Source organism: Methylophaga sp. OBS1, from assembly GCF_026319365.1.
Genome location: NZ_JAPDMS010000001.1, coordinates 571,569 through 595,714, shown reverse-complemented (window position 1 = coordinate 595,714; position 24,146 = coordinate 571,569). Strand labels below are relative to the sequence as shown.

Below are 24,146 nucleotides of genomic sequence, written 5' to 3'. Positions count from 1 at the left end.
GATGTTGAAGCACTCATAACCCCCTGTTAAATTTAGTTTTATAGATAACTACGGGAGCTTGTTATGGCTGAAATGATGAAAGCAGCGGTTTTTGTTGAGCCTGGTCGTATTGAGATTGAAGACAAACCCGTGCCGGCTATTGGCGACAATGACGCGCTTATCCGTGTCACCACAACCACAATCTGTGGAACCGATGTGCATATTCTCAAAGGTGAATACCCGGTTGAAACAGGGCTGACGATAGGCCACGAGCCCGTGGGCATTATTGAAAAGCTGGGTAAGAATGTGAACGGCTACCGGGAAGGACAGCGGGTGATTGCCGGTGCAATCTGTCCGGGCTTTCATTCCTATGCCTGCCAGGATGGCCATCCGGCACAGGATGGTGGAAGCCATGCGCATGGTTACAAGCCCATGGGAGGCTGGCGTTTCGGTAACACGATTGATGGGGCGCAGGCTGAGTATTTGCTGGTGCCGGATGCCCAGGCCAACCTTGCCCCCGTCCCGGATGAACTGACCGATGAGCAGGTGCTGATGTGCCCGGACATCATGTCTACCGGTTTTGCCGGCGCCGAATCAGCCAATATTAAAATTGGCGATATGGTGGCAGTTTTCGCTCAAGGTCCGATAGGGCTGAGTGCCACAGCTGGGGCGCGTCTTCGCGGTGCCGGCCTGATTATCGCCGTGGACGGGGTGGATGAACGCCTGGACATGGCCAAAAAGATGGGGGCTGATATCACACTGGACTTTCGCAAAGTCGACGTCGTAGATGAAATTTTGAAACTCACCGGCGGGCGTGGTGTAGACGCTTCGATCGAGGCTTTGGGGATACAGGATACTTTCGAAGCGGCTTTGCGCGTGCTTAAACCTGGCGGCACGCTCTCCAGCCTGGGCGTTTATTCTACTGATCTGTCGATTCCGCTGAATGCTTTTAGTGCTGGGCTGGGTGATCACAAAATTATTACCAGTTTGTGTCCAGGTGGTAAGGAACGGATGCGTCGGTTAATGCGTGTGATCCAATCCGGCCGCTTGAACCTCGAGCCCATGGTGACCCATCGTTTTAGTCTCGACCAGATCGTTGAGGCGTATGATTTGTTCTCACATCAGCGTGATGGTGTGCTGAAAGTGGCAATCAGCACAGCCTGAATATAGACTCAGCTTGGTCAGCAACAAGTGGAAAAACAATAAAAGGCCTCCAGAAACAGCCAGTAATTTAAATGACACCCCCCTCATTTCACGGGGTAGTCGTGTGCAGAGGATTTGCTAGACTTCACAGTGATTGATATAGACATATCTGTCCAGGGAAAGTGTGGGACGGGTAATTGGTGAGAGTACATTTCTGCATCATTGAGGGGCTCTCAATTGCTGGCTTAAATGGAGTGGTGAAGGGCTGATAGGTCAGGATGACGAAGCCTCATCGTTATGTGCCTACCTCAGAGATCAATCCATAGACTCGCCTTTCTTCTGCTTGCCTTGACCATTACCGGTCAGGCACTGGCCGACAAGGTTATATTACAACTTCCCTGGTATCACCAATTTCAGTTTGCCGGATACTACGCGGCAAAATCACAGGGGTATTTTGCTGAGGCGGGTATCGATGTTGAGATTCGCGCCGGTGTCAATAAAGAGGGTGACAGCCTCAACCCGGTCGAGGAAGTGGTTTTCCATCGTGCTCAATTCGGCGTTACCCGCAGTGATTTACTGATTCATCACGCTCACGGCTTACCCGTGGTGATGCTTGCCACCATTATGCAGCGTTCGCCTGCCGTATTCATTACACTCGAGCAATATGGCATTAACAGCCTCAAAGACATCGGGAATAACCCTGTTTCACTTCCATTGGTGACAGATAGATCTGCCTCGGTGATAGATGTTGAAATTATTACTGCCCTTGCCCGCGCGGGCGTAGAGATGAACCGGCTTAACAACAATGCTGAAAAATGGAACCTCGCCAGCTTACAAAGTGGTGAAAGTCAGTTGATTTTCGGCTACGCCAGTGATGAACCTTTTATTCTTGAGCGTCGAGGCTACCAGCCCAGTGTCATATCCCCCATGGACTACGGTATTGATCTTTACGGTGATCTGCTATTTACCAATGAATCAACCCTGAGAAATCAGCCTGAGCTGGTCGCTGGTTTCAGGCAAGCCGTGTTACGTGGCTGGGCATACGCTCTACAAAACCCGAAGCAGGTTGCCAAGCATATCCTGGAGACTTATCCAGTTCGAAATGCTGACTATGATCTGGAATTTATGTTGCAAGAGGCGCGAGTATTAAGGAGCTATATTCAGCCAGAGCTGATTGAACTGGGTTACAGCAACCTGGAACGCTGGCAAAGGATCGCCGATCTGTACCGTGAAATTGGCATTGCTGATCCCATCGATTTTCAACGCTTCATTTATTCACCAGAGACATCAAACAAGCTCAATCACTGGCTCTGGCCAATCAGTCTGGCTTTCAGCTTACTGGCTGCCTTACTTATCTGGTTGTTCTGGACTCGTTTACATTTGACCAGAACCGTCCGCCACAGTGAACATCGGGAGTCCGAGCTTCGGATTCAGGCAGAGACCGACCCGCTGACGGGCCTGGTGAACCGGCGCAGATTGGCGCTGGAACTGGATGTTGGTTATCTGCGTGCACGTCAGGAACAAAGACCCTTGTCCATGTTAATGCTGGATGTTGATCACTTTAAACGTGTCAATGACAAATACGGGCATTTGGCCGGTGATCGGGTGCTGTGTTCCTTATCGTTTTTATGCCGAAAGGTCACCCGTGACGGTGATGTGGTCTGTCGATATGGTGGTGAGGAGTTCGCACTGTTATTGCCTGGGACTACTATCGATGAGGCAAGTGTCATTGCCGAACGCCTGATGTCTGAAGTACGCAATGACAGCGTGGAATGGGAAAACCATGCTTTAAACTACACGATTAGTATTGGCGTTGCAGAACTTAACGCACATGATGAAAAGGGCCTTGATCTGTTGAGACGGACAGACAGGCACCTCTACCGTGCCAAGGCCGCGGGCCGGAATACGGTTTTTGCCCAGGCGCTGGGGGAACTGTCGCTGGTCAAAGGCGGTTGATTCTCTTCAAATCACCGCGCTGACAAGCTTTTGACGACGATCAGCAGTTCAACGTTCACAGCCCAGCCTCTACCGTTTTATGTTTATTGCCTCAGACACTGTCTGTATTATCGGGCGTGTTGCCCTTAAGCAGCGTTAATGAAGTGGTGATTTTGAGTCCGACAGGCGCCATGGCGTGCCATTGCAGACAGGATACAGTTTGCAATCTCTGGTGCATCCCCGACAAGGCAGACGAGTGGCAGAGCCCGTTGCAGCAGGCTTTGATTTTGTTTCTGTCATTATTTTTTCCCAGAGCTAAAGATGGTCATATTAGGTGGCCAGTAGCGAAAATAATGTGAAAAATAAGCCTGCTGAAACAATCTTGATCCAGCTAGCTGTGAACTATTAGGCATTAAAACAAATTTAACAGTGCAAGCTTGAACCTGAGTTGTCTAGGATGAGTCAAATTATGGCTGATTTCAAAAAGGAGAAGCTATGAAATCCAGATTAATTCTAATGGTCGCATTCAGTCTGCCCCTCTTTGTAGCAGGTTGCAGCGTTGATAAACAAACCGTCGGCACCGGTGTTGGTGGTGCTGTTGGCGGCGTATTGGCTTCTAATGTCGGCGGCGGTTCCGGCAAGACAGCGGCTATCATCGGTGGGACACTGCTTGGTGCCATTATCGGTGGCAAAATCGGTGCCGACATGGATGAACTGGATCGTCGCCGCGCAGCCAGTACCCTGGAGACTTACCCCACGGGTAGAACCAACACCTGGCAGAACCCTGATACCGGAAATGCTTACGACTTCACGCCGACCCGGACCTACAATTCAGGTGGTCAGCCCTGTCGTGAATACGAGATGGATGTTTACATGGATGGACGCAAGGAGGTGGTGACGGGCACCGCTTGTCGGAACGCCAGTGGTGAGTGGGTCAATCAATAAACACATTAAACACTGAAAAAAGCCGGCACAAGCCGGCTTTTTTTATTCCAGATTCTCAGCCAATAAGCCTTTTGGGTAATACCGTTTTCTAGCGATTTCACGCATGATCAATTAATGCTTGTGAGTCATCTGAAAACAGGCATAAAATTGCGCGCTTTTTCTATTTTCTGGAGTGAAATAATGTCAGAACCAGTCTGGTTTAGAACCGGTGAGGCCACCGTGTTCGCAAGTGATGATCAGGGTACCGATGCGATGCCCGAGATTTTGATTGGTAGTGTTAAAGGTCCGGCAGGTATGGCCTTTGCCAACCTGATGGGACAAACAGAGGGGCATACCCGAATGTTTGCCATCCGTGCCACCAATCAACAGGTCAAACCGGCCACTATGATTGTGCCCAAAGTCACGATTAAATCCGGTGCTTATGTCGCCCTGTTTGGCGGCGTTGTCCAATCTGCAGTGGCTGATGCTGTCCTGGACAGTGTGATTGAAGGCGTAATCCCGAAAGAACAGGCAGAAGAACTCTGCATCATTGCCATGATCTGGATTTCGCCGGAAGCGGCGGCGAATCCTGATGTCGATCGTAAAGACCTTTATCGGACTAATTACGAGGCGATGAAACTGGCGATTCAACGTGCCATGACGGGATCACCGAGCATTGATGCGTTGATTGAAAACCGCAACACCATACATCACGAAATGTATAACCCGGAGACGGGTGAGTCACTCTGGTAGGCTTAGGCTATCGACAGTCAGCCAATACAGGCTGACTGTTGATGTCTCAATGCACCGTGTTCACTGCAGCATCCTGATTCAGGCGTTCCAGCTTTTTAGCGATGACATCAAGTAACTTGCGGTACTGGGTTTCCGCTATCTGAAAGTCATCAGCGGCATCTTTTTCATCACCACATTTCAGCAGTGTCAGACAATTGCTGATCAGATAGGAAAGTCGGCTGTATTCCTGGTCAAGATAGTGCAGAAAAGTATGTTCTATGAAATGTACATGAAACGCTTTTTTCAGCCAGAAGCGGCAGTGGCTGTTCTCGCTGAAAATAGTATCGGGGCGAACTGCCCGACGCAGCGGATCCGAAGGCAGGATACGACGTTTTGCGTGTTCCACCTCAACATCAAGAAAATGAGCAAATAAGCGAAGCTGGGAAACTCTCAAACAACTGATGCTGCGATATTCTTCCAGCAAAAGAGCAGGGGCGACGAAATCGCAAGACCAGGTCAGTACTTCATCAGCGGGTATCGGTCTGGAAATGGCATAACCCTGCACCATTTTACAGCCCATGCAAAGTAAGATCTGACCATGCTTAAGAGATTCGACGCCTTCGGCTATTACATCAATATCGAAGGAAGTCGCCAGAGAAATTACGCTTTCGACAATTTTGAAATCATTAGGGTCATTGAGCATATTCCGAACAAATGACTGGTCGATTTTTACTGAGCTGATCGGTAGCGTTCGAATATGACTCAGGGAGGAATAACCTGTACCAAAGTCATCCAGGGCTGTTGTGATATTGAGCTGTTCTTTACAGGCATGTATGACGTTTTTGATTGTAGACAGCTCATCGAGTGCATGGCTCTCAAGAATCTCTATTTGGAAATAACTCAGATCCAATTCCGGAAAGTCATGACAAATCTTTCTCAACGCTTCAACAAAATTGCCGCGGGCAAGTTGATAAGCAGAAAGATTGACACTGACGGTGACTTTCATTCCATGCTCATGCCATCTTTGAAGCTCTGTCAGCGCTTCATGTATGACCCACAAGCCCAGACTGATCTCAACTTCTGACTCATTGATCGAGGGAAGAAATTCCAGCGGCATTAACAACCCTTTTTCCGGGTGCTGCCAACGAACCAGTGCTTCAAAACCGATCAATTCACCGTTGGCAATGTTTAATTTGGGCTGAAAATGAAGTCTTAACTGACCTTCATGTATCGCTGTGAGTACCTCAGGTTGATTAAAGCTATGTCGCGAATTTTGATTGACCAGATTGGCATCGCCATACATAGAGATGCTGTTTTTACCACTGTTCTTGACTCTGTAAAGTGTCTGATCGGCGTGATCAATCAAGGACTCGAGTGAGCCACGATCAAAGGGATACAAAGTATAACCAATAGAAACACCGATATTGATAATATTGCCCTCAATTTCATAGGGCTGGCTCAATACATTGAGAATTTTATGCAACAGGTTTTCGCAGTCCTGCCGGTTGTGAAGCTCTCCAAGTAAAAGTACAAACTCATCGCCACCATAGCGTGAAGCAGTATCCTGCTCGCGTATGGTTTTTTCTATCCGGTGTGTTAATTCAATCAGCAACAAATCGCCCACGTAATGACCATAGGTGTCATTCACGGGTTTAAAATCATCCAGGTCCAGAAAACACACAGCCAGCATTTCCTGCATCCGATCACTTTTGGCTACAGCACGATCAAACCGGTCTTCCAGCAGATTACGATTGGGCAGCTTAGTCAAGGAGTCATAGTGAGCGAGTTTTTCCAGGGTGGCATGATGCTCTTTCATTTTGGTGATGTCAGACATCATTCCAATGTAAATCGGTGGCTGATCGTCACTGAGTTTTAAACGATTGACTGTCAGAAGTTCTGCATAAAACTCGCCGTGTTTATTACGATTCCAAACCTCTCCCTGCCACCAGCCTTGTTCTCGGATTGTTTGCCACATCCGCCCATAGAAATCGGTATCATGCTTACCTGAACTGAGCATACTCGGGTTGTTACCCAGAAGTTCACTCCGACTGTACCCGGTGATTCGGCAAAAAGCGTCATTACAGGCAATCATGTTGACCTTTTCATCGGTCACGATAATCCCTTCCTGGGAGCGTTTGAATATTTCTTCCAGAATCTCAGGGTGATTTTTCAGGTTGAGCATACAATTACCGTTATCGTTCCCTTCAGTCGGTTTGTTTCGCCCAGAACTGTGTCGTCAGCTCTTTGAAGTTTGAGATAACTTGATTCATGTGATCACTGATGGTCACGGTGTTATCTGCTTCTTTATAATTACGATCAGAAGAGTCTCTGATGGTGTGAATACTTTTGTTGATTTCTTCAGAGACCTGACTTTGTTGTTCTACAGCGGCTGCAATTTGTCGCGTCATATCATTGATATTTTCAATGGTGTGCATGATGTGTTTAAAAGCGTCAACAATCTCCTCACCTTGCCTGGCGCTCACCTCAGCGTGACTAATACCTTTTTCCATGGCTTTCACGGCCGTGGTGGCATCATCTTGTAAACGCTCCATCATGCTACGAATTTCTTCGGTCGATAACCGGGTTCGACTGGCCAGAGAACGGACTTCATCTGCTACTACGGCAAAGCCACGACCCGCGTCGCCGGCCCGTGCAGCCTCAATTGCCGCATTAAGGGCCAGAAGGTTTGTTTGCTCGGAAATATCATTGATCACATCCAGCACAATGGCGATATTCTGACTGCTTTTTTCCAGTGCCTTAATAGTGTCTGAGGCATTGACCAGGCTTTCCTGCAGCTGCTTGTTGATTTCTGTGCTGGTGTTGATGACAGCCTGACCTTTTTCAACAGCCTGTAAGCCCTCATTGGCCATCGAACTGGTACTTTGTGCACTTTGGGATACTTCCTGAATCGATGCCACCATTTCATTGATCGCTGTAGCAACCTGTTCAGTCTCGTTAAACTGCTGTTCGGCATAACCTTTAGAGGCAATGATGGCGTCTCCAAGTGACTGTGTTTTATGACCCATTGCACCTGCACTATCCGCGATACGTCCAACCAGTCCGGCTGTTTCTGACTCCAGAAAGCGCATAGCGAGCATCAGATTGCCGACTTCATCCTGCCGACCGGTATAAACATACCGTGCAACCGGATCATCAACAATTTCGACGGCATGCTTGAACAAGTCATTCAGAGCCTGACTTGAGCGCCATAGGCCGGCTATTGAGATTAGAAGGGCGATAAAAACTAATAAGAGAGGAGGGAGGAAAGGAAAAGAGAAACTTAGTAACAGCGCGGAGACGATGGGTAAACCGGCCCAAAGCATCAATACTGTTCGAAAAGATAAGTTGTTTTTGAGCGCTTTCATCTTTTTGCCTGCTCTAAGGCCTTGGTATAGATGTTGGGCTCTTTCTACCCGTTCAGGTGACGGTTTCCGTCTGACGGATTGGTATTCGAGTTCTCCGTTATCCCTGACTGTGGGGGTGACATAAGCATCCACCCAATAATGGTTTCCATTTTTGCAGCGGTTTTTGACCAGACCCATCCAGGATTGGCCGGACTTAACCCTGCCCCAGAGCATGGAGAATGCCTCCGGAGGCATATCCGGATGACGAACGGTATTGTGACTTTTTCCGATTAACTCTGCTTCTGTGAACCCACTGATTTCAATAAAGTCTTTATTGACATAGCTAATAATTCCCTTACTATTTGTGGTGGAAAGAATATTGGCTTGACTCGAATAACTTTCTTCCACCTGAGTAACTGGTTCATTAATCTTCATGGCTGGCCTCACATTTCAACAGCCGCTTAATCTCCAGCAGAAGGGTTCACAGAGATAAGCAAGTGTCAGGAACCTCTCGTTAACATTTTTTCACAAGGTGAAAAAATGTGACGTAGTCGAGGTTATAAGCTATTTACTGGAAAGGTCTAATACTAAATATGAATCAGCTGATTGCTCGGGGTTATCAGTTTAAATTTGACCTGAAACAACTCAGGTCTTTTCTTGCTGTAGCTGAAAAACTCAGCTTCAGGGGGGCCGCTGAAGCACTATTCATTTCACAGCCAGCATTATCGAAACATATTGCTCAACTTGAGGCTGCTTTGGAGTGCAAGTTGTTTATCAGAGATAAAAATTCGGTCGTGCTGACAAACGCGGGTAAGGCTTTATATAGCACGCTGCCAATCGTGCTGGAGCAGCTGCAGCAGACCGTCGCCTCATTGAAAACCAGAGAGGAGGGAGCCGAAACCATCAAGATTGGCTATACCTGTGCTGCGATGGCTAGTTTCTTCCCTGGTCTGATCAGAGAGGTCAGACAGGCACTGCCTGCGTGTGAATTCGAGTTTTCAGAAGCAATGACGGACAAGTTGATTGAGGATGTCACACAACAGCATCTGCATGGTGCCTTTATCATGTCACGGCCTGAAGATCCCAAGTTAAAGCGAATTGATATCAGATCGGAACCTTTAGGTCTGATGCTACCGGATAACCATTTTCTCGCTATGATGAAAGAAGTGTCATTATCATCCCTGGCAAAGGAGACACTAATCCTCTTCCCCAGGCAAATGAATCCAATGCTTTTCGACGACATCATTCAACATTGCGAGCAGTCAGGCTTTTACCCTAAAAAAATTGTTGAAGCGCAGTCTGGCCATGCTGCTATTGGTTTTGTGGCAGCCGGTGCAGGAATTGCCTTTATTGTCCATTCTATGGCAACGGCCTGTCTCAAAGGCACCTGTTTCAGACCACTGACATCACCGGCCCCCCGGATTAAGTATAGTTTTATCACTCATCCACAGGCCGAGGGTGAATGGCTGAATGTCTTCGAACAACAAATACAGCAAATGCTCTGTCCAAAGCGCCGAAGCAGTCAGGCGACTGAGCATGGGGATAAAAGTACAGAGATGCTTTTAGATTGAGACCAGATCAAAGCTGGGATGGATTAAAAAAACGACCTGATTGACCTTCAGAGGTGAATTTAAGGTACTGGTTTTCCTATCAATTCAGGTCTATAGTGGTTTTATGTGAACCAGTTAACAAAATACTATGAAAGTGTTGATTGTTGATGATGCAGAAATCGACTCTTTAATCTGTCAGAAGATAGTTGAAAGCCTCGATTATCGGCCAATAGCCGTTTCCTCGGCTTCAGAAGCACTGGAAATTCTTCAAAAACCAGGGGCGCCGGACATTATTGTTATGGACTGGTTCATGCCGGAAGTGACCGGTATAGCGCTTTGTGAGCATATCCGAAGTATGCACCTGATGGTTGAACCCTTTATTCTGATGATGACAGCCAATACAGATCGACATGCTGAGGCGGAAGCGCTCAATGCGGGGGCTGACGATTTTATTTCAAAACCAGTCAATCGAATTGACATGGAGGCCAAGCTCAGGCTGGGACGACGCCTGATAAAAACCCAGTTGGAGTTGCTTGTAGCTAATCAAAAGTTGCAGGAAAAGCTGCAGATTGATGCCGTTACCGGGATTATGAACCGCCAATCCGGACTCAAGGCAATCAGTTCAGCCCTGTCAAGGTTGTCCCGGCAGAAACAAAAGCAGGGACTGCTGGTTCATTGCCATGTTCGGCTCAGTCATGAAAAGCACAGTTCTTTTATGCATGAAGTGCATGACAAAATATACATCCAACTGGCTCATCAGTTAGCTCAGATTTTGAGGCAGAGCGATGTTGTGGTGAGATTCAGAGATGACGAGTTTCTATTTTTTGCAGAGAGTGATGCTGATAGTCATCAAAACCTCATGCAACGTATTGAAAGGGCCATCATGCGCGATTATCCCAGCGAAGATGAAGAGGGGGCCTCTTCCTTGATAGCCGGGCTGGTGATTAGACCTGAACAGGCCATGACGCCGGTCGAGAATCTCTTGCAACAGACAGAAATCATCCTCAGTAATCTTCATGCTGACGGCAAGACCGCCGAGTTAATTTCTCTTCCAGCACAGCGCAATACCCGTGTTGTTGATTTTTCTGATTACCGGCGGGCGCAGGGTAAGCTCTAGGGTTCTCTCCCCGCCACTATTTCATCACACTGGAACCTGACCAATAGTGTGATCTCCACAGCGGAGAGCACAATTCAAAATTCTGATGCGATTTCAAATCAGCAGATATCATGTCTGTGATATGGGATTACAGTCCGTCAAGTCTTTTGAAGAACTAACTTTCTCATTACTGATAGACGTTATGCAAAGTACGAGCACAGAAATCAGGCTGAAAAAGTTAGGATCGCAGACAATTAAAATAAGGAGCTTAAATCAGGGGTTCTGTCCCTTGCTGACGCTGCACACAGGCATTGAAAATCTGATCATGTATGGTATCGGCGTCGGTTTCGACCGGCTGGATGAATACGCGCTCGGCGATGAGGAGCAAATCTTTGCGGCCCTGGGACTCACTGTAGATCTGCATGATATTGGCTTCAAATTCTTTCCAGTTGTGTCCTTCTTTTTGTCGGATCTGCTGAATCTCATAAGCGGTACCAGCCTGGTAAGCGCAACTCGTGATATTGCTTCGTTCAATTGGGGCTGAAGCCAGGTTTGAGACAGTCAGAATTAACAATGAAAGCGTAGTCATCTTTATTGCTCTTCTTAAGAGAAGCCTGATACTGAAGGTAGCGCGCAACAGAGTTTTTTACAAGCCTGTTTAGTGGGCTGTCATTATTTTACAAACCTCTCCAAAACCAGTTGTGGCGATGAATTAGGGTGTTCAGCTGCTTGAGCCGGCCTGGAAATACGAGACTGTTGATGTCATGTTAGCACCATGCATCACTTCAGATTATTCATACTCATCCCGTTTATCATGCTGACCGGCTGCGGCGAGTCTCCACAAAGCGGAGAACAACGCACGCTTGAGGAAATCAAAAGTTCTGGACAGCTCCGGGTTGTTACTCGTAACTCACCTACCACCTGGTATATCAATACCGATGAAGAGCCGACAGGCTTTGAGTATGACATGGGGCAACGATACAGCGAATTTTTGAATCTAGAGCCAAAGTTTATCGTTAAAGACAGTATTGGTGATATTTTTGATGCCCTGGAAAACGGCAGTGCGGATGTGGCTGCGGCCGGCTTAACAGTTCTGCCATCAAGAAATCAGAAATTTCTTCCCGGACCGACTTACGATAGCGTTCATCAGGTGCTTGTTTGCCATCGGGATGGCTACAAGCCTGAAGGTTATGATGAGCTCTCTGAGGTCAGTATTACCGTTGTGGCAGACAGCAGTTATTCGGAAAGGCTGAGTGAAATCAAGCAGAACAGGAATCCTCAGCTTGAATGGCAGGAGACGGAGAAGCGCTCCACTGAAGAGTTACTTGAGCACGTCGCTGAGCAGAAACTGGACTGCACTGTTGCCGATTCCACAATCATGCAAATCAATCGACGTTATTTCCCTGAGTTGCGCGTCATGATGCAACTGACCGAATCACAGTCTGTTGCACTGTACCTGCCCGCTGGCGCAGCTAAGCTACAGGCTGAGCTGAAACAATGGTTTAGTGAGTTTGAAAAAAGCAAAGCCATGAGCAAGCTGAGGGACCGCTACTTCGGTTACTTCAGAGAATTTGATTATGTCGATGTCAGTGTGCTGAAACGTCGTGTCGACAAACGTTTGCCACGTTATAAAAAGTTTTTCCGGGTGGCGGCAGACAGATACGACTTGCCTTATCTGACTCTTATTGCCCAGGCATATCAGGAATCTCACTGGGACCCCGACGCAGTTTCACCCACTGGTGTCAAAGGCATCATGATGTTGACAAGAAATACTGCCAAGGCCATGGATGTGGTGGATAGGACTGATGCCAAACAGAGTATCATCGGTGGCGCACGCTATTTGAGACGAATGATGGGGCGGTTTGATGACCGGGTGAAAGACCTCGACAGACTCTATCTCGGACTCGCTGCTTACAATATCGGTAGAGGTCACATGCATGATGCACAGTCACTGGCCAGGCAGCTCAATTTAAACCCCTATGAGTGGCATGATATGAAGCAGGTGCTGCCTTTACTCTCCCAGAAGAAGTACTATCAAAACTTAAAATACGGCTACGCCAGGGGGACTGAACCGGTCCGCTATGTGCAGCGTATCAGAGAGTATCAGCATATTCTTGAAAACGAATTGCAGTAGTTTCAACCCTCATTCTTTGTGGCTGATATTGTGGCAGCATCCATATTGAGCTTGGTTAGGGGAGAGTGGGGCTCTCACCTCAATGATGCTCAATTTTTATGATGACAAATCACCATTCATGGGGTGGGTGAAGCACACCTTCCAGCTTTTCATTGGATCAGGGACTTTTTCAAGTTTCAGCCTGTCTTTATTTCGTTACCAAGAGAGAGGGAATTATGACTATTCACCAGAAAATGATGCTGACATTGTTTTTCGGGATAAGCCTGATACCCCTACAACTCAATGCAGAGGAAAATCAAACCAGCCTGAATATTCCCGTGGCGATTGAACTGTTCACCACTGGTGGCATTGATGCCGATCAACACCCCAATCAGTATGAAAAGTTCGCAATGGACCTGGTCACTCAGATCGATGAAAAGGATCTGGAGCAAATCGAATCGCTCGCCGAGCAAGGTAATGTCCATTCACAGACATTAATGGGGCTGGTCTATAGCTTGCCCAATGAGGAAGGTGAAGGGAGAGTGTTATCCAACATGGTGATGGTGCCCTCGCCCAAAATGCAGAATTACGTTGAAAACTTTCAATTACCTGTAACAGATCTGGTTGAAAGAGACCCTGATAAATCCAAAGCCTATCTTGAAGAAGCGGCTGCAGAAAAAAATACACTGGCAGAAACCCTGCTGGCAGAAGCGATAATGCAGACGGAAGGGCAACGTCCTGATTTTGAAAAATCCCGTGACTATTTCCATCGTGCGGCTCTGAAACAACACTTGCGTGCACAGATCGGGCTGCTGCAGGTTTCAGCTATTCTGGAAGAAGATGTGGATCCGGCCATCATGCGCCAGATCTTCAGCGAAATGACCGGTCAATAATTACCAGTCAACACGTTGACCCTGCCAATCGAGAAAAGATAATTCGCCGTCCGGCTCAAGCTGTTCAAGAATCTTAAGCAACTGCTCTGCCACAAAGTCCGGCTGAAACAGTTTGTGTTCGGGCACCTGTTTACTGAATGGTCTCGATAAAGGCGTGTCGGTTGTGCCGGGATGAAAAGCCAGTAGTTTCACATTAGGCGCCCGTCTGGCGTATTCGATAGCGGTTGATTTGAGCAGCATATTCAGTGCTGCTTTACTGGCACGGTAGCTGTACCAGCCACCCAGGTGATTGTCTCCAATGCTGCCTACCCGGGCACTGAAGATAGTGACTTTGCAGCCCCTTGCCTGTTTCAACAGTGGCAGAAGTTGTTTCAGCCAAAGAGCCGGGGTTATGGCGTTGATCTGAAAGACGTGTTGTATCGCGTCTGAATTGAGCTCTTCCAGTCGCTTTTCAGGACTGACTTTTTGATCGTGTAATATCCCCAGGCAAATAAAAACCCGGTTGAAGGTCAACGCTGAATCCGTGAAACGTTTTACCAGCTCAGCGATTGAAGGTTCGGAATAATCAGACTGATACCAGTCGACACCCTCTAACTCTGCAGGCTGCTGACCACGGCTGACTGCGATAATCTTTTCAGACGGTTCAGCCTCTTGAAGACGACGAATAATGGCCCGGGCGATATGGCTGTTACTTCCGATGATGAGTGTAGAATTCATGAGGACATTGTGTGTCAGTGCCGGTGAAATTTACGTCGTGGTTAATCAGCGAAAGGGAATTTCCAGCGAATATCCTCAGCAGGCATCATCTGACTCACACTCATTCTTATCATGCCGGTTGGATCACTCGGCTGGCCGATGACGATGTAGCGACGTCCGGATTCGGTGAAGCCGAGTCCGCGAGCCTCGTCAAACTCTTTTATCGGGCTGCTGTTTCTGAGCGTGAATGGCAGTAATTCATCCTCATCAACGGCGGGTTTGAAAGGTGGCACCGTTTCAGGACGTTGCCGCAAGCCGACGAAAATTTCCTGTTCACTGGGTAATATCAGAATATTCCAGTGATAGAGGGTCATGACTGAGCCAGCTTTATTTTCCATAAGCTTCCAGAATTTTGATAACCATGGCTATTTTGCTTGTTTGCTGAGAGGCGGGCAAACAGGACGCTGGCAATAAACAGAATGACTGTCTTATAGCTAAAGAGAAACACCGGAAGTTTTTACAGCGCTGAAAGGTTCAGCGGCACTGTTGTATAAAAGAAGGTTTCTTGGTGGGTGCTGAGGGGATCGAACCCCCGACCCTCGCCTTGTAAGGGCGATGCTCTCCCAGCTGAGCTAAGCACCCCAAGAAAGCGTGGCATTCTACAACATCTTTTGAGAATGTGAAGCGTTTGTTTGGTTTTTTTTGGAAACCCACGAAGAAAGAGGTGCTTAGCTGTCTCGAAATTGACTTTGAACTTTAAAAAAAGCGGTCTGCTTCGACTCAGTGCGATAGATCACGCTCCTGAAGCCAGGGCCCGTTATCTGGGCGAATCAGGCGACGACCCGACAGAAGTCGCCATCCCATTTGAATAAGTAGGGGGTAATTTGCTGATGCAACTGAAGATGGGCTTGCCACCATTTCTTGAACTGCTCGAAAAGTGCCTGTGTTTGATGATCCAGGTTTTTGACATCACAGATATCAAGCAAAGATGTCAGTAATGCCTCGGCTTGATGCTCATAATCGCTGACCAATGGTGACTCATGCTGGCGCAGTATGAGCAACTCCGTTTTGAAATGCATTTGCAGTTGGGAATAGAGCATCATGAGATGCTTGATCAGATTGTTATCCTCGCCCTTTAAAAACAGGTAATAGATGGAGTTGATGCTGGCGAGAATGGCACGGTGCTGTTCATCTATGATTTCTTTGTCCTGTTCGAACTCCTTATGCCAACTTAATAACAAGGGTGTTTTCTTTTGCTGAGTCATCTTTCTACGCTCACAAGTTGATGTAGGAATTTTGCACTTGTGAACTGTTTCATAATGTGAACTGGTTAACAAAATAAAAAAGGGGAGACCTGAAACAGGTAACTCCCCTTGAATAAAGCCAGTTTTGAACTATCGCAGCGTGCGACTAAACAGGTTCAGTGCCAGTTGGTAACCAATCATGGCGGTCTGGGCATCGTAGCGGCCGCCATCACCTTCATCTCGCATAAAAGCATGCTCTGCATTGAACTCATGCCAGGTAAATGTAATGTCAGTTTGATTCAATTGCTGGTGGATTTTATCCAGACCTTCTCTCGGCACATGGTTATCCTGCTTGCCCCAGATCATCAGCAGCTCACCCTTGATATCATCCAGTCGTTCCATGCTGTGTTGCCCCGGCTTGTTAGGAATCTTCTGGATATGCAGGTCGGTGGCGTAAAAACAGGCCGTGCCCTTGACTTCGGGTTGCAGCGCGGCGCGGAATGCCAGATGACCACCGATGCAGTAACCCATCGCACCAATGTGGCCGTTGAACCAGTCTTGGGTTTTGACGTACTCAATCATTGCGACATTGTCTGAATCATAGCCCTGAACGTCTTTGGCTTCTTTGTCGGCATTACCTTTATCCCGGCCGGCGTCATCATAGCCCAACACGGTGCCAATCGGATTTAATTCGTGGAAGACTTCTGGAACCAGCACGGCATAGCCGTGACTCGCCATCAGACGTGCTGCACGCTCGATCGGGCCGGTTTGCTGGAAAATTTCAGAATAGAACAGAATGACCGGGTAACTGCCGTCGCCAACCGGGCGGTGAATATAGGTTCGCATCACCCCGGTGGGGGTATCCAGATCAACAAAATCGCTTTGAATTTTCATAGTGTTCAGCTTCTTTTGAGTTCAGAAAAAAGAAGCAATTGTACATTGTCTGGTTAATTCACATCAGCATTGGGTGGTCGCCAGTGATAGTCCGAGGATAGGAGAAAGCGTGTTTTTGCTTCATAATAAGCCGCTTTAAGTCCTGGCCGAAGGCGTTGGTGGGGGTGAACTCAAACATGACAAGTATGTCTGATTTGAGTTTGAAGTAGGGCACTAGTCGAGAATGCGAAACAATGTTGTATCTGGTTTACCCTGATAATAGAAATGAGTATCATTATCATGAGTGTCCTTAATTTACTGACTTATCCTAATTCCAGGAGATAAAACGATGATAAGCAATCGGTTCAAACGCCAGCCCCTGATCACACTACTGAGTGCTGCCTTACTGTTTACCACGCCGGTTACATTTGCAAATGGCCCTGTGGGTGAGCATGTTAATCACCTGTCTGACAATATCGACACCTACAGCGAAGAAGTAAACTGGCTCAGTACAAAAGTGGAAGCCATGATTAACCGCTATCAGGAAGGGGGTGTCGAAGCTGCCAAGCCTGAACAACTGGTTGAATACTGGGAAGAAGTCAAATTCCACTCGGCCATTGAAACCAATTACGTACCAGTTTATGCCTCAATCTGGCAGGGCTTGTTCGGTGTTAAAGGCGCGTTGGAAGAGCAGGCCCCGATGGAAGAAATCCTGAAACAACAACGCTTCCTGGAACAGTCACTGTGGCAGGCACTCGGTGCCGTGAAACTGGCCGCTCAGTATCAGGACAAAGGCCTGACTGAGAAGGTTGCTACCACGCAGGCAAACCCGACCAACTCACTGGAAGCGCTCGATGCCATCAAAAACCGTCTGGATCGCGTCGTGGCTAAATATGCTGAGAAATTGCCTAAAGAAGCCGTGGGCATCGTTCACGACACTTACCTGAATCTGTTTGAAGGTGTCGAAGGTGAGTTGATTTCACTGGATGCCGACTTGGTAGAAGATCTGGAAAAAGATTTCAACGTGATCCTGCCACAGGCTATTCAGAATGATGAAAGCCTTGATGATGTCCGTGATGTCGTTGACAGCATGAAAGGGAAAATCGACACAGCCCATGCGCTGCTGGAACAATCTGCTCAAGAGAGAAAGGACGTTTTCTAAATGCAACGCAGAACATTCATACAAACTCTGGCAGCGCTCGCCGCTGCCGGGGCTTTGCCACTCAATATCAGACAGGTGCTTGCCGATCCGGCCAGGGCCTTATCTGTCGATGAACTGCCCAAACTGGAGGGTGAACTAACGCTTTACCTGGGACGTGGCGAGGGTGGTCTGTATGAAAATGTGATTAAAGCCATTGAGGACCGTAACCCGGATCTGGACCTGAAGATCCGACGGGGACCGACCGCCTCACTGACCAATGCCATCCTGGCTGAAGCCAAAGCCGGGGTGCGTCGTGCAGACCTGTTCTGGGCGGTTGACTCTGGTGCGGTGGGCATGGTGACCGCCGACCAACTTGCACAACCATTACCCAGTGACCTGACCGGCCAGCTGCGAGAGGAATTCCAGTTTCCAGATTGGGTGCCGATCACGGGCCGAATCAGAACCATTCCCTTCAATTCGGAAAGACTGACTGTTGATAAAATCCCACAGGATATTATGGCGTTGCCTGATACCGACTTCAGTATCGGCTGGGCACCGGCTTATGCAGCATTTCAGTCTTTTGTCACCGGGATGCGGATTCTCGAGGGAGATGAGGTGACTGCCGACTGGCTGAAAGCCATGAAAAGGAAAGCCAAAACATTTGCCGGTGAACTGGGTGTGGTCATGGCGGTAGAGCGTGGTGAAGTCGATATCGGTCTTGCCAATCATTATTACTCGCTGCGCCTGAAAGCCGGTAAACCGGATGCCAATGTGGATCTGGCTTTCACCAATAATGATGCCGGCTGTCTGGTCAATGCTTCCGGTATTCTGGCGCTTAGGGAAGGGGAGCTGCCGGTTAATTTCATCCGTTATCTGCTGACCCGGGAAGTTCAGTCATATCTGGCCGAGGAGGCCTGTGAGATTCCGCTGGTCAATGGCGTTATGCCACCGGAAGGGCTGCCGAGACTTAATACCATCAATCCGCCGCAAATTGATCTGACTCGTCTGGCTGATCTGCGACCTACCATCGATCTGATGCGCAATGTCGGGGTGCTATGAAGCGATGGTCCCCGTCGTATCCACTGGCATTTATCATTGCGTTGATTGCAGTGATGCCGGTGGTGGTATTGATAGCACTGGCAGCAGACAGCCCGCAGTTTTTTGATGCCCGTAATCTGGAGATTCTCACCAATACGCTGGCTTTGATGCTGTTCACTGCCGGCGGGGCGGTACTCCTTGGCGTGCCGCTGGCACTGCTCACAGCCTATGTCAGGCTGCCTTGGGGTAAGTTCTGGCTGGTTGTGCTGGCTGCACCATTAGCTATCCCCAGTTATATCGGTGCTTTCACGCTCTATGCGGCTTTCGGTCCCGGTGGCGAAATCGAACAGTTAACCGGCCTGACTACCCCCAGTTTTGATGGCTTGTTAGGTTCCAGTGTGGTGATGGCGCTGTACACCTATCCTTTTGTGATGCTAACCGTGCGAGCCTCATTGCTGAGTCTTGATGCCAGTCTGGTTTACGCTGCCCGCACATTGGGAATGTCTTTGCTCAGCAGCTTGTGGTCAGTCGTGTTGCCCCGAATCACCAATGGCATTGCAGCCGGTGCACTCCTGGCTGCGATGTATGCGCTTTCTGATTTTGGTACCCCAGCTATTCTGCGCCTGGATACCTTTACCCGCATGATTTATGTCGAGTACAACAGCTTCGGTTTGAGTCAGGCGGCGATGCTGTCACTACAATTGCTGGTAATCGTCGGCCTGATTTTGTTTCTGGAGTCACGCGTGAAGGGAACCCATGAAAGACCGGGCAAATCGCTGACGTTATGGCCGGGCAGGCTTCGTATCTCAGCCATGCTGCTGGCCACCATGCCGGTGATTGCCTTATCCATCATCCTGCCGCTGGCTGTGTTTGCTATCTGGCTTTGGCGGGAGGGCGCCGGTAACTTTGAGCTGGTTTATGCCTGGAACTCAGCCTATGCTGCGTTTTTTGCGGCGATCGCAACGGTCATCTTTGCCTTGCCTGTAGCCCAGGCGGCTATCAGCGGTAAGTTTGGTCGACTGATGGAGCGGGTGAGTTATCTCGGTTTTGGGGTACCCGGTATCGTGATGGGCACAGCCCTGGTCTATGTTGGTCTGCAGCTCTCATTGCTTTACCAGACGCTGGCTCTGCTGGTGCTGGCTTATGTGATGCGCTTTTTACCCCTCGCGGTGGGGTCGATTCGCTCTACCTCTGAGCGTCTTGATCCCAGTCTGGTGAAGGCAGCCAGATTGCTCGGGGCCTGTCGCAAAGAGGCCTTCCGTCGCATAACACTGCCGCTCAGTATTCGTGGCATCGTTGCCGGTGCCGCTTTGGTATTCCTTGAGGTCATGCGAGAATTACCGGCAACGTTGATCCTGAGCCCGCTGGATTTTGAGACGTTGGCCACTTACCTTTGGCGTGTCTATGAAGCCGGCTATTTTGGGCAGGCAGCGATCCCCGGGCTGTTATTAGTCGTGATCTCCGCTCTGGCTCTGGCCGTCATGTTTTATGGCGAGCGCTGGAACCAGACCGATGTCATCGAAGAGGAACCCTCTCTCTCATGATTGAAGTGCAGAATGTCTCTGTCCATTACGGTCAGAAAAAAGTTGTCGACAACCTCAGTTTCACGCTGGGTGATGCCGAGTTGTTGACACTGGTCGGCCCCACCGGGTGTGGCAAAACCACCATTCTCCAGGCACTGGCGGGACTGATTCCGATTTCGGAAGGCACGATCAGGCTGGGCTCGCAAACAGTGACGGCCAACAAAACGATTGCGCCTGAGAAACGGCAGGTCGGCATGGTGTTTCAGGACTTTGCCTTATTTCCGCATCTGACAGTGATTGAAAATGTCGGCTTCAAACTCAAAGACAAAAGCAAAGCGGAACAGTGGATTGAACTGCTGGGGTTGAGCCCCTGGCGGGATACCAGACCGGCGAATCTATCCGGTGGCCAGAAACAGCGTGTCGCTCTTGCAAGGACACTGGCGCATGAGCCGGCTTTTGTTTTGCTGGATGAACCCTTATCCAATCTGGACGCGGCACTGAAAGACGATTTACGTTGGGAAATTCGTCACGCACTGAAAGATGCCGGTGTACCGGCTATCTGGGTCACCCATGATCAGGAAGAAGCCCTGTCTGTTGGCGATCGGATTGGTGTACTCAAAGACGGCAAGCTGGAACAGATTGGCACACCGGAGCGCTGTTTCAGCGAACCACAAAATCGCTTTGTTGCCCGATTCCTGGGCGATGCCAGTTTTCTGCCCGGTACGCTGGATGCGGCAAGTAATATCGTTGCCACCGCATTGGGTAATGCACCGGCAGCACCGGTGAATGGTGCGCAGGGTGATGTCGACTTATTGCTCAGACCGGACGATCTCTCGTTAACATTGGATGACACCGGTAATGGCGAGATCATCTGGAGCCGTTATGAAGGGAGTGCCCGCTTGTACGGTATCAAAACTGATACTGGCGCTATGGTCAAAATTCGTTGCAGTCATGAGAACATCGCAGAGCCGGGCCAGCGTGTGATGATGCACATCATTACCACGCATCCTCTGGCTGTTTTTGCCCGTGGGGAGCAGGCCTCGTAGCTGGTGAGTTTGATAGCGGTTGCGTTTATATCAAGCGCAGTTGCGTCAACACAAACCCTGCAGATGCCTCCATTCGTCGGCATGACAAGGCTGGTGTCATGTTGAGCGGAGCCGAAACATCTCAACGCTTTTCAGATATGCCTCCACTCGTCGGCATGACAAGAATGGTGTCATGACGAGCGAAGTCGAGACATCTACAAGCCCAGAAAAGTGACTCAGCCCTGAACGTTTTACCAAACCAGGCAAACAAAGCCTGGCTGAATCGGTATAATAAATCGCCATTGAGCGGCGCATAGCTTAACTTCACTGCGCCCATTACAATCCACATCACAAACCTGTTAACTGCAATGCTGCAGAGTCTCAGTGTCTCTGCGGTCTGGATAAGGTGTTACATAGGAATTAGCATGTCGAAAATTATCTACACTAAAGTTGATGAATCACCCGCTGCAGCGACATTTTCGTTGCTGCCTATCATCCGCGCTTACACCAAACCGGCGGATATTGATTTTGAGATCAGTGATATTTCACTGGCGGGTCGCATTATTGCCAACTTCCCGGATAATCTGACTGAAGCGCAGCGCATTCCTGACCATTTGGCAGAACTGGGCAAACTCACCCAGGACCCCAACACCAATATCATCAAATTGCCGAATATCTCGGCGTCTATTCCACAGCTGAAAGCCGCGATCAAAGAACTCAAGGCCAAGGGTTATGATCTGCCGGAATATCCGGACAGCCCGAAAAACGACGAAGAACAGAAAATTAAAGATCGCTACGCCAAAGTGCTTGGTTCTGCTGTGAATCCAGTCCTGCGTGAAGGTAATTCTGACCGCCGGGCCCCGGCAGCAGTGAAAAACTATGCCCGCAGCAACCCGCATTTTATGGGGGAGTGGAAAGCTGATTCCGCGACAGATGTAGCCCATATGGAAGCAGATGATTTCTATGGCAGCGAACAGTCTGTGACATCGAGCAAGGTCAATGAATATAAAGTGACCTTTGTGGACAAAGCCGGCAATGAAACCGTGCTCAAGCAATCCATTCCTGTACTGGCCGGTGAAGTAATCGATGCTACCCGAATGCGAGCCAGCAGTCTGCAGGCCTTTTATGCCGATGCTATCGCCAAAGCCAAGCAGGACAATGTACTGCTGTCTTTACATCTGAAAGCCACCATGATGAAGGTCTCGGATCCGATTCTGTTTGGCTTTGCCGTGAAAACCTATTTCAAGGAGCTGATTGCAAAACACGGCGCGTTGTTTGATGAGTTAGGCGTTAATTTCAATAATGGTCTTGGTGATCTTTACAGTCGTCTGGACAATGTCGATGCTGACACCCGCGCCCGGATTGAAGCCGATATCGAAGAGATTTACGCTGAGCAACCCAGTCTGGCCATGGTTGATTCCAATAAAGGTATTACCAACTTCCATGTGCCGTCTGATGTGATTGTGGATGCCTCCATGCCGGCGATGATTCGTGCCGGCGGTAAGATGTGGGATAAAAACGGTGAGCAGAAAGACACGCTGGCAATGATTCCTGATCGCTGTTATGCCGGTGTTTATAAAACGGTCATTGATGACTGCAAAGCCAAAGGCGCATTGGATCCGGTCACCATGGGCACTGTGCCCAATGTTGGCCTCATGGCCCAAAAAGCCGAAGAATACGGCTCCCATGACAAAACCTTCCAGGCACAAGCCGAAGGCGTGATAAAAGTGACAGATCGGGATGGTGACACCATCTTCGAATTTGATGTGGCGGCGGGTGATATTTTCCGTATGTGTCAAACCAAAGACGAGCCGATTCAGGACTGGATCAAACTTGCCGTGAATCGCTCACGACTGTCTGACACCCCGGCGATTTTCTGGCTGGATCAGAACCGTGCTCACGATGCTCAATTGATTAGCAAAGTCCATCAGTACCTGCCCGATCTTGACACCGATGGGCTCGATATCCGGATTCTGGATCCGGTGGTCGCAACGCAAATTACCCTGGACAGGATGCGTAAGGGCGAAGATACCATCTCGGTAACCGGTAATGTACTACGTGACTACAACACAGATTTGTTCCCGATTCTGGAGTTCGGTACCTCAGCCAAGATGCTGTCTGTCGTACCACTGATGAAAGGCGGCGGCCTGTTTGAAACCGGCGCCGGAGGCACTGCACCGAAACTGCTGAGCCAACTCCTGGAAGAAAATCACCTGAGCTGGGATTCTCTGGGTGAACTGATGGCCCTGGCTGCATCGCTCGAACACCTGGCCAACACGCAGAACAATGCCAAAGCTAAAGTGCTGGCCGATACGCTGGATGCAGCCACTGGCAAACTGCTTCAGGAAAACAAATCACCCAAAGAGAAAACCGGTGATCTGGATAATCGTGGCAGCCATTTTTATCTGGCAATGTACTGGGCACAGGCGCTGGCAGAGCAGGAGGATAACGCCGAGCTGAAAACAGTTTTCGAGCCTATCGCCAAGGCATTGTCTGATCAGGAACCGCAGATCGTTAATGAGTTGAATAAGGTGCAGGGAAAAAGTGTCGATATGGACGGCTACTACCTGCCTGATGATGCCGAGATGCTCAATATCATGCGTCCCAGCGAGACCTTTAACCAGATCCTGGCTAAACTGATTTAACAGCAACAGCCAATGGCAGATGAAAAGCCCTCAGTAGAGGGCTTTTTTTTTATGCTTATGCTGTTTGACTGGCGTCATCATTCAAGCTTGTCATATTAGCGTCATTGACTGCGGTCATAATGAGATATTTACGCCTTATTTTAGGAAAGCTGGGTTTTCATAATTGAGGCATCTGCTCAGCGATTCGGGCATTGCCAGGCGCAAAATTAAATTGATCTGGCAGCCCCTGGGCACACGATTTGGGTAGATAAT

Annotated in this window: 20 protein-coding genes and 1 tRNA gene; 13 read left to right on the top strand and 8 right to left on the bottom strand. The window is 48.9% G+C overall.

What is annotated here, in order from left to right; all coding sequences use genetic code 11:
* Positions 1–63: 63 nt before the first annotated feature.
* The 4 genes from OMQ46_RS02830 (at position 64) to fae (ending at position 4,734) form a co-directional block, all read left to right on the top strand.
* A complete protein-coding gene (locus OMQ46_RS02830) occupies positions 64–1,143 on the top strand; it encodes an NAD(P)-dependent alcohol dehydrogenase (protein WP_266235671.1) in 1,080 nt (359 codons plus the stop codon).
* A 327-nt stretch (positions 1,144–1,470) separates the two neighbouring features.
* Positions 1,471–3,078, top strand: a complete 1,608-nt coding sequence (locus OMQ46_RS02825; RefSeq protein WP_266235670.1) for a GGDEF domain-containing protein — start codon at positions 1,471–1,473, stop codon at positions 3,076–3,078.
* 474 nt (positions 3,079–3,552) lie between these two features.
* Entirely contained in the window at positions 3,553–4,002 is a 450-nt protein-coding gene (locus tag OMQ46_RS02820; protein WP_266235669.1) for an RT0821/Lpp0805 family surface protein, read from the top strand.
* A gap of 180 nt (positions 4,003–4,182) precedes the next feature.
* Entirely contained in the window at positions 4,183–4,734 is a 552-nt protein-coding gene (gene fae / locus OMQ46_RS02815) for a formaldehyde-activating enzyme (RefSeq protein WP_266235667.1), read from the top strand.
* 46 nt (positions 4,735–4,780) lie between these two features.
* Here the strand turns inward: fae and OMQ46_RS02810 are convergent, their stop codons facing one another.
* Entirely contained in the window at positions 4,781–6,895 is a 2,115-nt protein-coding gene (locus OMQ46_RS02810; protein ID WP_266235666.1) for a putative bifunctional diguanylate cyclase/phosphodiesterase, read from the bottom strand.
* A 22-nt stretch (positions 6,896–6,917) separates the two neighbouring features.
* Positions 6,918–8,492 (bottom strand): methyl-accepting chemotaxis protein, encoded by a 1,575-nt coding sequence (locus OMQ46_RS02805; protein ID WP_266235664.1) that lies wholly within the window; start codon positions 8,490–8,492, stop codon positions 6,918–6,920.
* Positions 8,493–8,650: 158 nt separating this feature from the next.
* On the opposite strand from OMQ46_RS02805, the gene OMQ46_RS02800 reads away from it, so the two are divergent.
* Both OMQ46_RS02800 and OMQ46_RS02795 read left to right on the top strand, forming a co-directional pair.
* Positions 8,651–9,628 (top strand): LysR family transcriptional regulator, encoded by a 978-nt coding sequence (locus OMQ46_RS02800; RefSeq protein ID WP_266235662.1) that lies wholly within the window; start codon positions 8,651–8,653, stop codon positions 9,626–9,628.
* 127 nt (positions 9,629–9,755) lie between these two features.
* Positions 9,756–10,724, top strand: a complete 969-nt coding sequence (locus OMQ46_RS02795; RefSeq protein WP_266235660.1) for a response regulator — start codon at positions 9,756–9,758, stop codon at positions 10,722–10,724.
* A gap of 247 nt (positions 10,725–10,971) precedes the next feature.
* Here OMQ46_RS02795 and OMQ46_RS02790 read toward each other — a convergent pair whose 3' ends face one another.
* Positions 10,972–11,292: a hypothetical protein gene (locus OMQ46_RS02790; protein ID WP_266235658.1), complete on the bottom strand. Its 321-nt coding sequence runs from the start codon at positions 11,290–11,292 to the stop codon at positions 10,972–10,974.
* Positions 11,293–11,478: 186 nt separating this feature from the next.
* Between OMQ46_RS02790 and mltF the strand changes: the two genes are divergently transcribed.
* Together mltF and OMQ46_RS02780 are read left to right on the top strand one after the other, a co-directional pair.
* Positions 11,479–12,837, top strand: coding sequence for a membrane-bound lytic murein transglycosylase MltF (mltF, locus tag OMQ46_RS02785; RefSeq protein ID WP_266235657.1), 1,359 nt, complete (start codon positions 11,479–11,481; stop codon positions 12,835–12,837).
* A gap of 215 nt (positions 12,838–13,052) precedes the next feature.
* Complete coding sequence (locus OMQ46_RS02780; RefSeq protein WP_266235655.1) at positions 13,053–13,709, top strand: tetratricopeptide repeat protein; 657 nt, start codon at positions 13,053–13,055, stop codon at positions 13,707–13,709.
* Here the strand turns inward: OMQ46_RS02780 and OMQ46_RS02775 are convergent, their stop codons facing one another.
* From OMQ46_RS02775 to OMQ46_RS02755, 5 genes are all read right to left on the bottom strand, one after another.
* The gene (locus OMQ46_RS02775; protein ID WP_266235653.1) at positions 13,710–14,426 is read right to left on the bottom strand and encodes an SDR family NAD(P)-dependent oxidoreductase; all 717 of its coding nucleotides are present in this window, start codon (positions 14,424–14,426) and stop codon (positions 13,710–13,712) included.
* A 41-nt stretch (positions 14,427–14,467) separates the two neighbouring features.
* Positions 14,468–14,803 carry a hypothetical protein gene (locus OMQ46_RS02770; RefSeq protein WP_266235651.1) on the bottom strand — a complete coding sequence of 112 codons (336 nt, stop codon included), beginning with the start codon at positions 14,801–14,803 and terminating at the stop codon, positions 14,468–14,470.
* A gap of 168 nt (positions 14,804–14,971) precedes the next feature.
* Positions 14,972–15,047: transfer RNA gene (locus OMQ46_RS02765), tRNA-Val, on the bottom strand.
* A 188-nt stretch (positions 15,048–15,235) separates the two neighbouring features.
* Positions 15,236–15,670, bottom strand: coding sequence for a chemotaxis protein (locus tag OMQ46_RS02760; protein WP_266235649.1), 435 nt, complete (start codon positions 15,668–15,670; stop codon positions 15,236–15,238).
* A gap of 129 nt (positions 15,671–15,799) precedes the next feature.
* Positions 15,800–16,543: a dienelactone hydrolase family protein gene (locus OMQ46_RS02755; RefSeq protein WP_266235647.1), complete on the bottom strand. Its 744-nt coding sequence runs from the start codon at positions 16,541–16,543 to the stop codon at positions 15,800–15,802.
* Positions 16,544–16,871: 328 nt separating this feature from the next.
* Here OMQ46_RS02755 and OMQ46_RS02750 point away from each other — a divergent pair, with 328 nt between their 5' ends.
* From OMQ46_RS02750 to OMQ46_RS02730, 5 genes are all read left to right on the top strand, one after another.
* The gene (locus OMQ46_RS02750) at positions 16,872–17,684 is read left to right on the top strand and encodes a hypothetical protein (RefSeq protein WP_266235645.1); all 813 of its coding nucleotides are present in this window, start codon (positions 16,872–16,874) and stop codon (positions 17,682–17,684) included.
* A complete protein-coding gene (locus tag OMQ46_RS02745; RefSeq protein ID WP_266235643.1) occupies positions 17,685–18,722 on the top strand; it encodes an ABC transporter substrate-binding protein in 1,038 nt (345 codons plus the stop codon).
* On the top strand, positions 18,719–20,245 hold the full coding sequence (locus OMQ46_RS02740; RefSeq protein ID WP_266235642.1) for an ABC transporter permease: 1,527 nt from the start codon (positions 18,719–18,721) through the stop codon (positions 20,243–20,245). Before OMQ46_RS02745 ends, OMQ46_RS02740 begins: the two co-directional genes overlap by 4 nt.
* Positions 20,242–21,270: an ABC transporter ATP-binding protein gene (locus OMQ46_RS02735; RefSeq protein ID WP_266235641.1), complete on the top strand. Its 1,029-nt coding sequence runs from the start codon at positions 20,242–20,244 to the stop codon at positions 21,268–21,270. The genes OMQ46_RS02740 and OMQ46_RS02735 overlap by 4 nt, the downstream gene beginning before the upstream one ends.
* Positions 21,271–21,674: 404 nt before the next feature.
* Positions 21,675–23,894 carry an NADP-dependent isocitrate dehydrogenase gene (locus OMQ46_RS02730; protein WP_266235639.1) on the top strand — a complete coding sequence of 740 codons (2,220 nt, stop codon included), beginning with the start codon at positions 21,675–21,677 and terminating at the stop codon, positions 23,892–23,894.
* Positions 23,895–24,146 lie beyond the last annotated feature (252 nt).

What these genes read in the sequence shown, in the direction of transcription:
- OMQ46_RS02770 (WP_266235651.1), bottom strand. Translation starts at nt 14,803, where the DNA reads ATGGAAAATAAAGCTGGCTCAGTCATGACCCTCTATCACTGGAATATT.
- OMQ46_RS02775 (WP_266235653.1), bottom strand. Translation starts at nt 14,426, where the DNA reads ATGAATTCTACACTCATCATCGGAAGTAACAGCCATATCGCCCGGGCC.
- OMQ46_RS02800 (WP_266235662.1), top strand. Translation starts at nt 8,651, where the DNA reads ATGAATCAGCTGATTGCTCGGGGTTATCAGTTTAAATTTGACCTGAAA.
- fae (WP_266235667.1), top strand. Translation starts at nt 4,183, where the DNA reads ATGTCAGAACCAGTCTGGTTTAGAACCGGTGAGGCCACCGTGTTCGCA.
- OMQ46_RS02790 (WP_266235658.1), bottom strand. Translation starts at nt 11,292, where the DNA reads ATGACTACGCTTTCATTGTTAATTCTGACTGTCTCAAACCTGGCTTCA.
- OMQ46_RS02760 (WP_266235649.1), bottom strand. Translation starts at nt 15,670, where the DNA reads ATGACTCAGCAAAAGAAAACACCCTTGTTATTAAGTTGGCATAAGGAG.
- OMQ46_RS02735 (WP_266235641.1), top strand. Translation starts at nt 20,242, where the DNA reads ATGATTGAAGTGCAGAATGTCTCTGTCCATTACGGTCAGAAAAAAGTT.
- mltF (WP_266235657.1), top strand. Translation starts at nt 11,479, where the DNA reads ATGCATCACTTCAGATTATTCATACTCATCCCGTTTATCATGCTGACC.
- OMQ46_RS02740 (WP_266235642.1), top strand. Translation starts at nt 18,719, where the DNA reads ATGAAGCGATGGTCCCCGTCGTATCCACTGGCATTTATCATTGCGTTG.
- OMQ46_RS02795 (WP_266235660.1), top strand. Translation starts at nt 9,756, where the DNA reads ATGAAAGTGTTGATTGTTGATGATGCAGAAATCGACTCTTTAATCTGT.
- OMQ46_RS02810 (WP_266235666.1), bottom strand. Translation starts at nt 6,895, where the DNA reads ATGCTCAACCTGAAAAATCACCCTGAGATTCTGGAAGAAATATTCAAA.
- OMQ46_RS02780 (WP_266235655.1), top strand. Translation starts at nt 13,053, where the DNA reads ATGACTATTCACCAGAAAATGATGCTGACATTGTTTTTCGGGATAAGC.
- OMQ46_RS02730 (WP_266235639.1), top strand. Translation starts at nt 21,675, where the DNA reads ATGTCGAAAATTATCTACACTAAAGTTGATGAATCACCCGCTGCAGCG.
- OMQ46_RS02745 (WP_266235643.1), top strand. Translation starts at nt 17,685, where the DNA reads ATGCAACGCAGAACATTCATACAAACTCTGGCAGCGCTCGCCGCTGCC.
- OMQ46_RS02750 (WP_266235645.1), top strand. Translation starts at nt 16,872, where the DNA reads ATGATAAGCAATCGGTTCAAACGCCAGCCCCTGATCACACTACTGAGT.
- OMQ46_RS02755 (WP_266235647.1), bottom strand. Translation starts at nt 16,543, where the DNA reads ATGAAAATTCAAAGCGATTTTGTTGATCTGGATACCCCCACCGGGGTG.
- OMQ46_RS02830 (WP_266235671.1), top strand. Translation starts at nt 64, where the DNA reads ATGGCTGAAATGATGAAAGCAGCGGTTTTTGTTGAGCCTGGTCGTATT.
- OMQ46_RS02805 (WP_266235664.1), bottom strand. Translation starts at nt 8,492, where the DNA reads ATGAAGATTAATGAACCAGTTACTCAGGTGGAAGAAAGTTATTCGAGT.
- OMQ46_RS02820 (WP_266235669.1), top strand. Translation starts at nt 3,553, where the DNA reads ATGAAATCCAGATTAATTCTAATGGTCGCATTCAGTCTGCCCCTCTTT.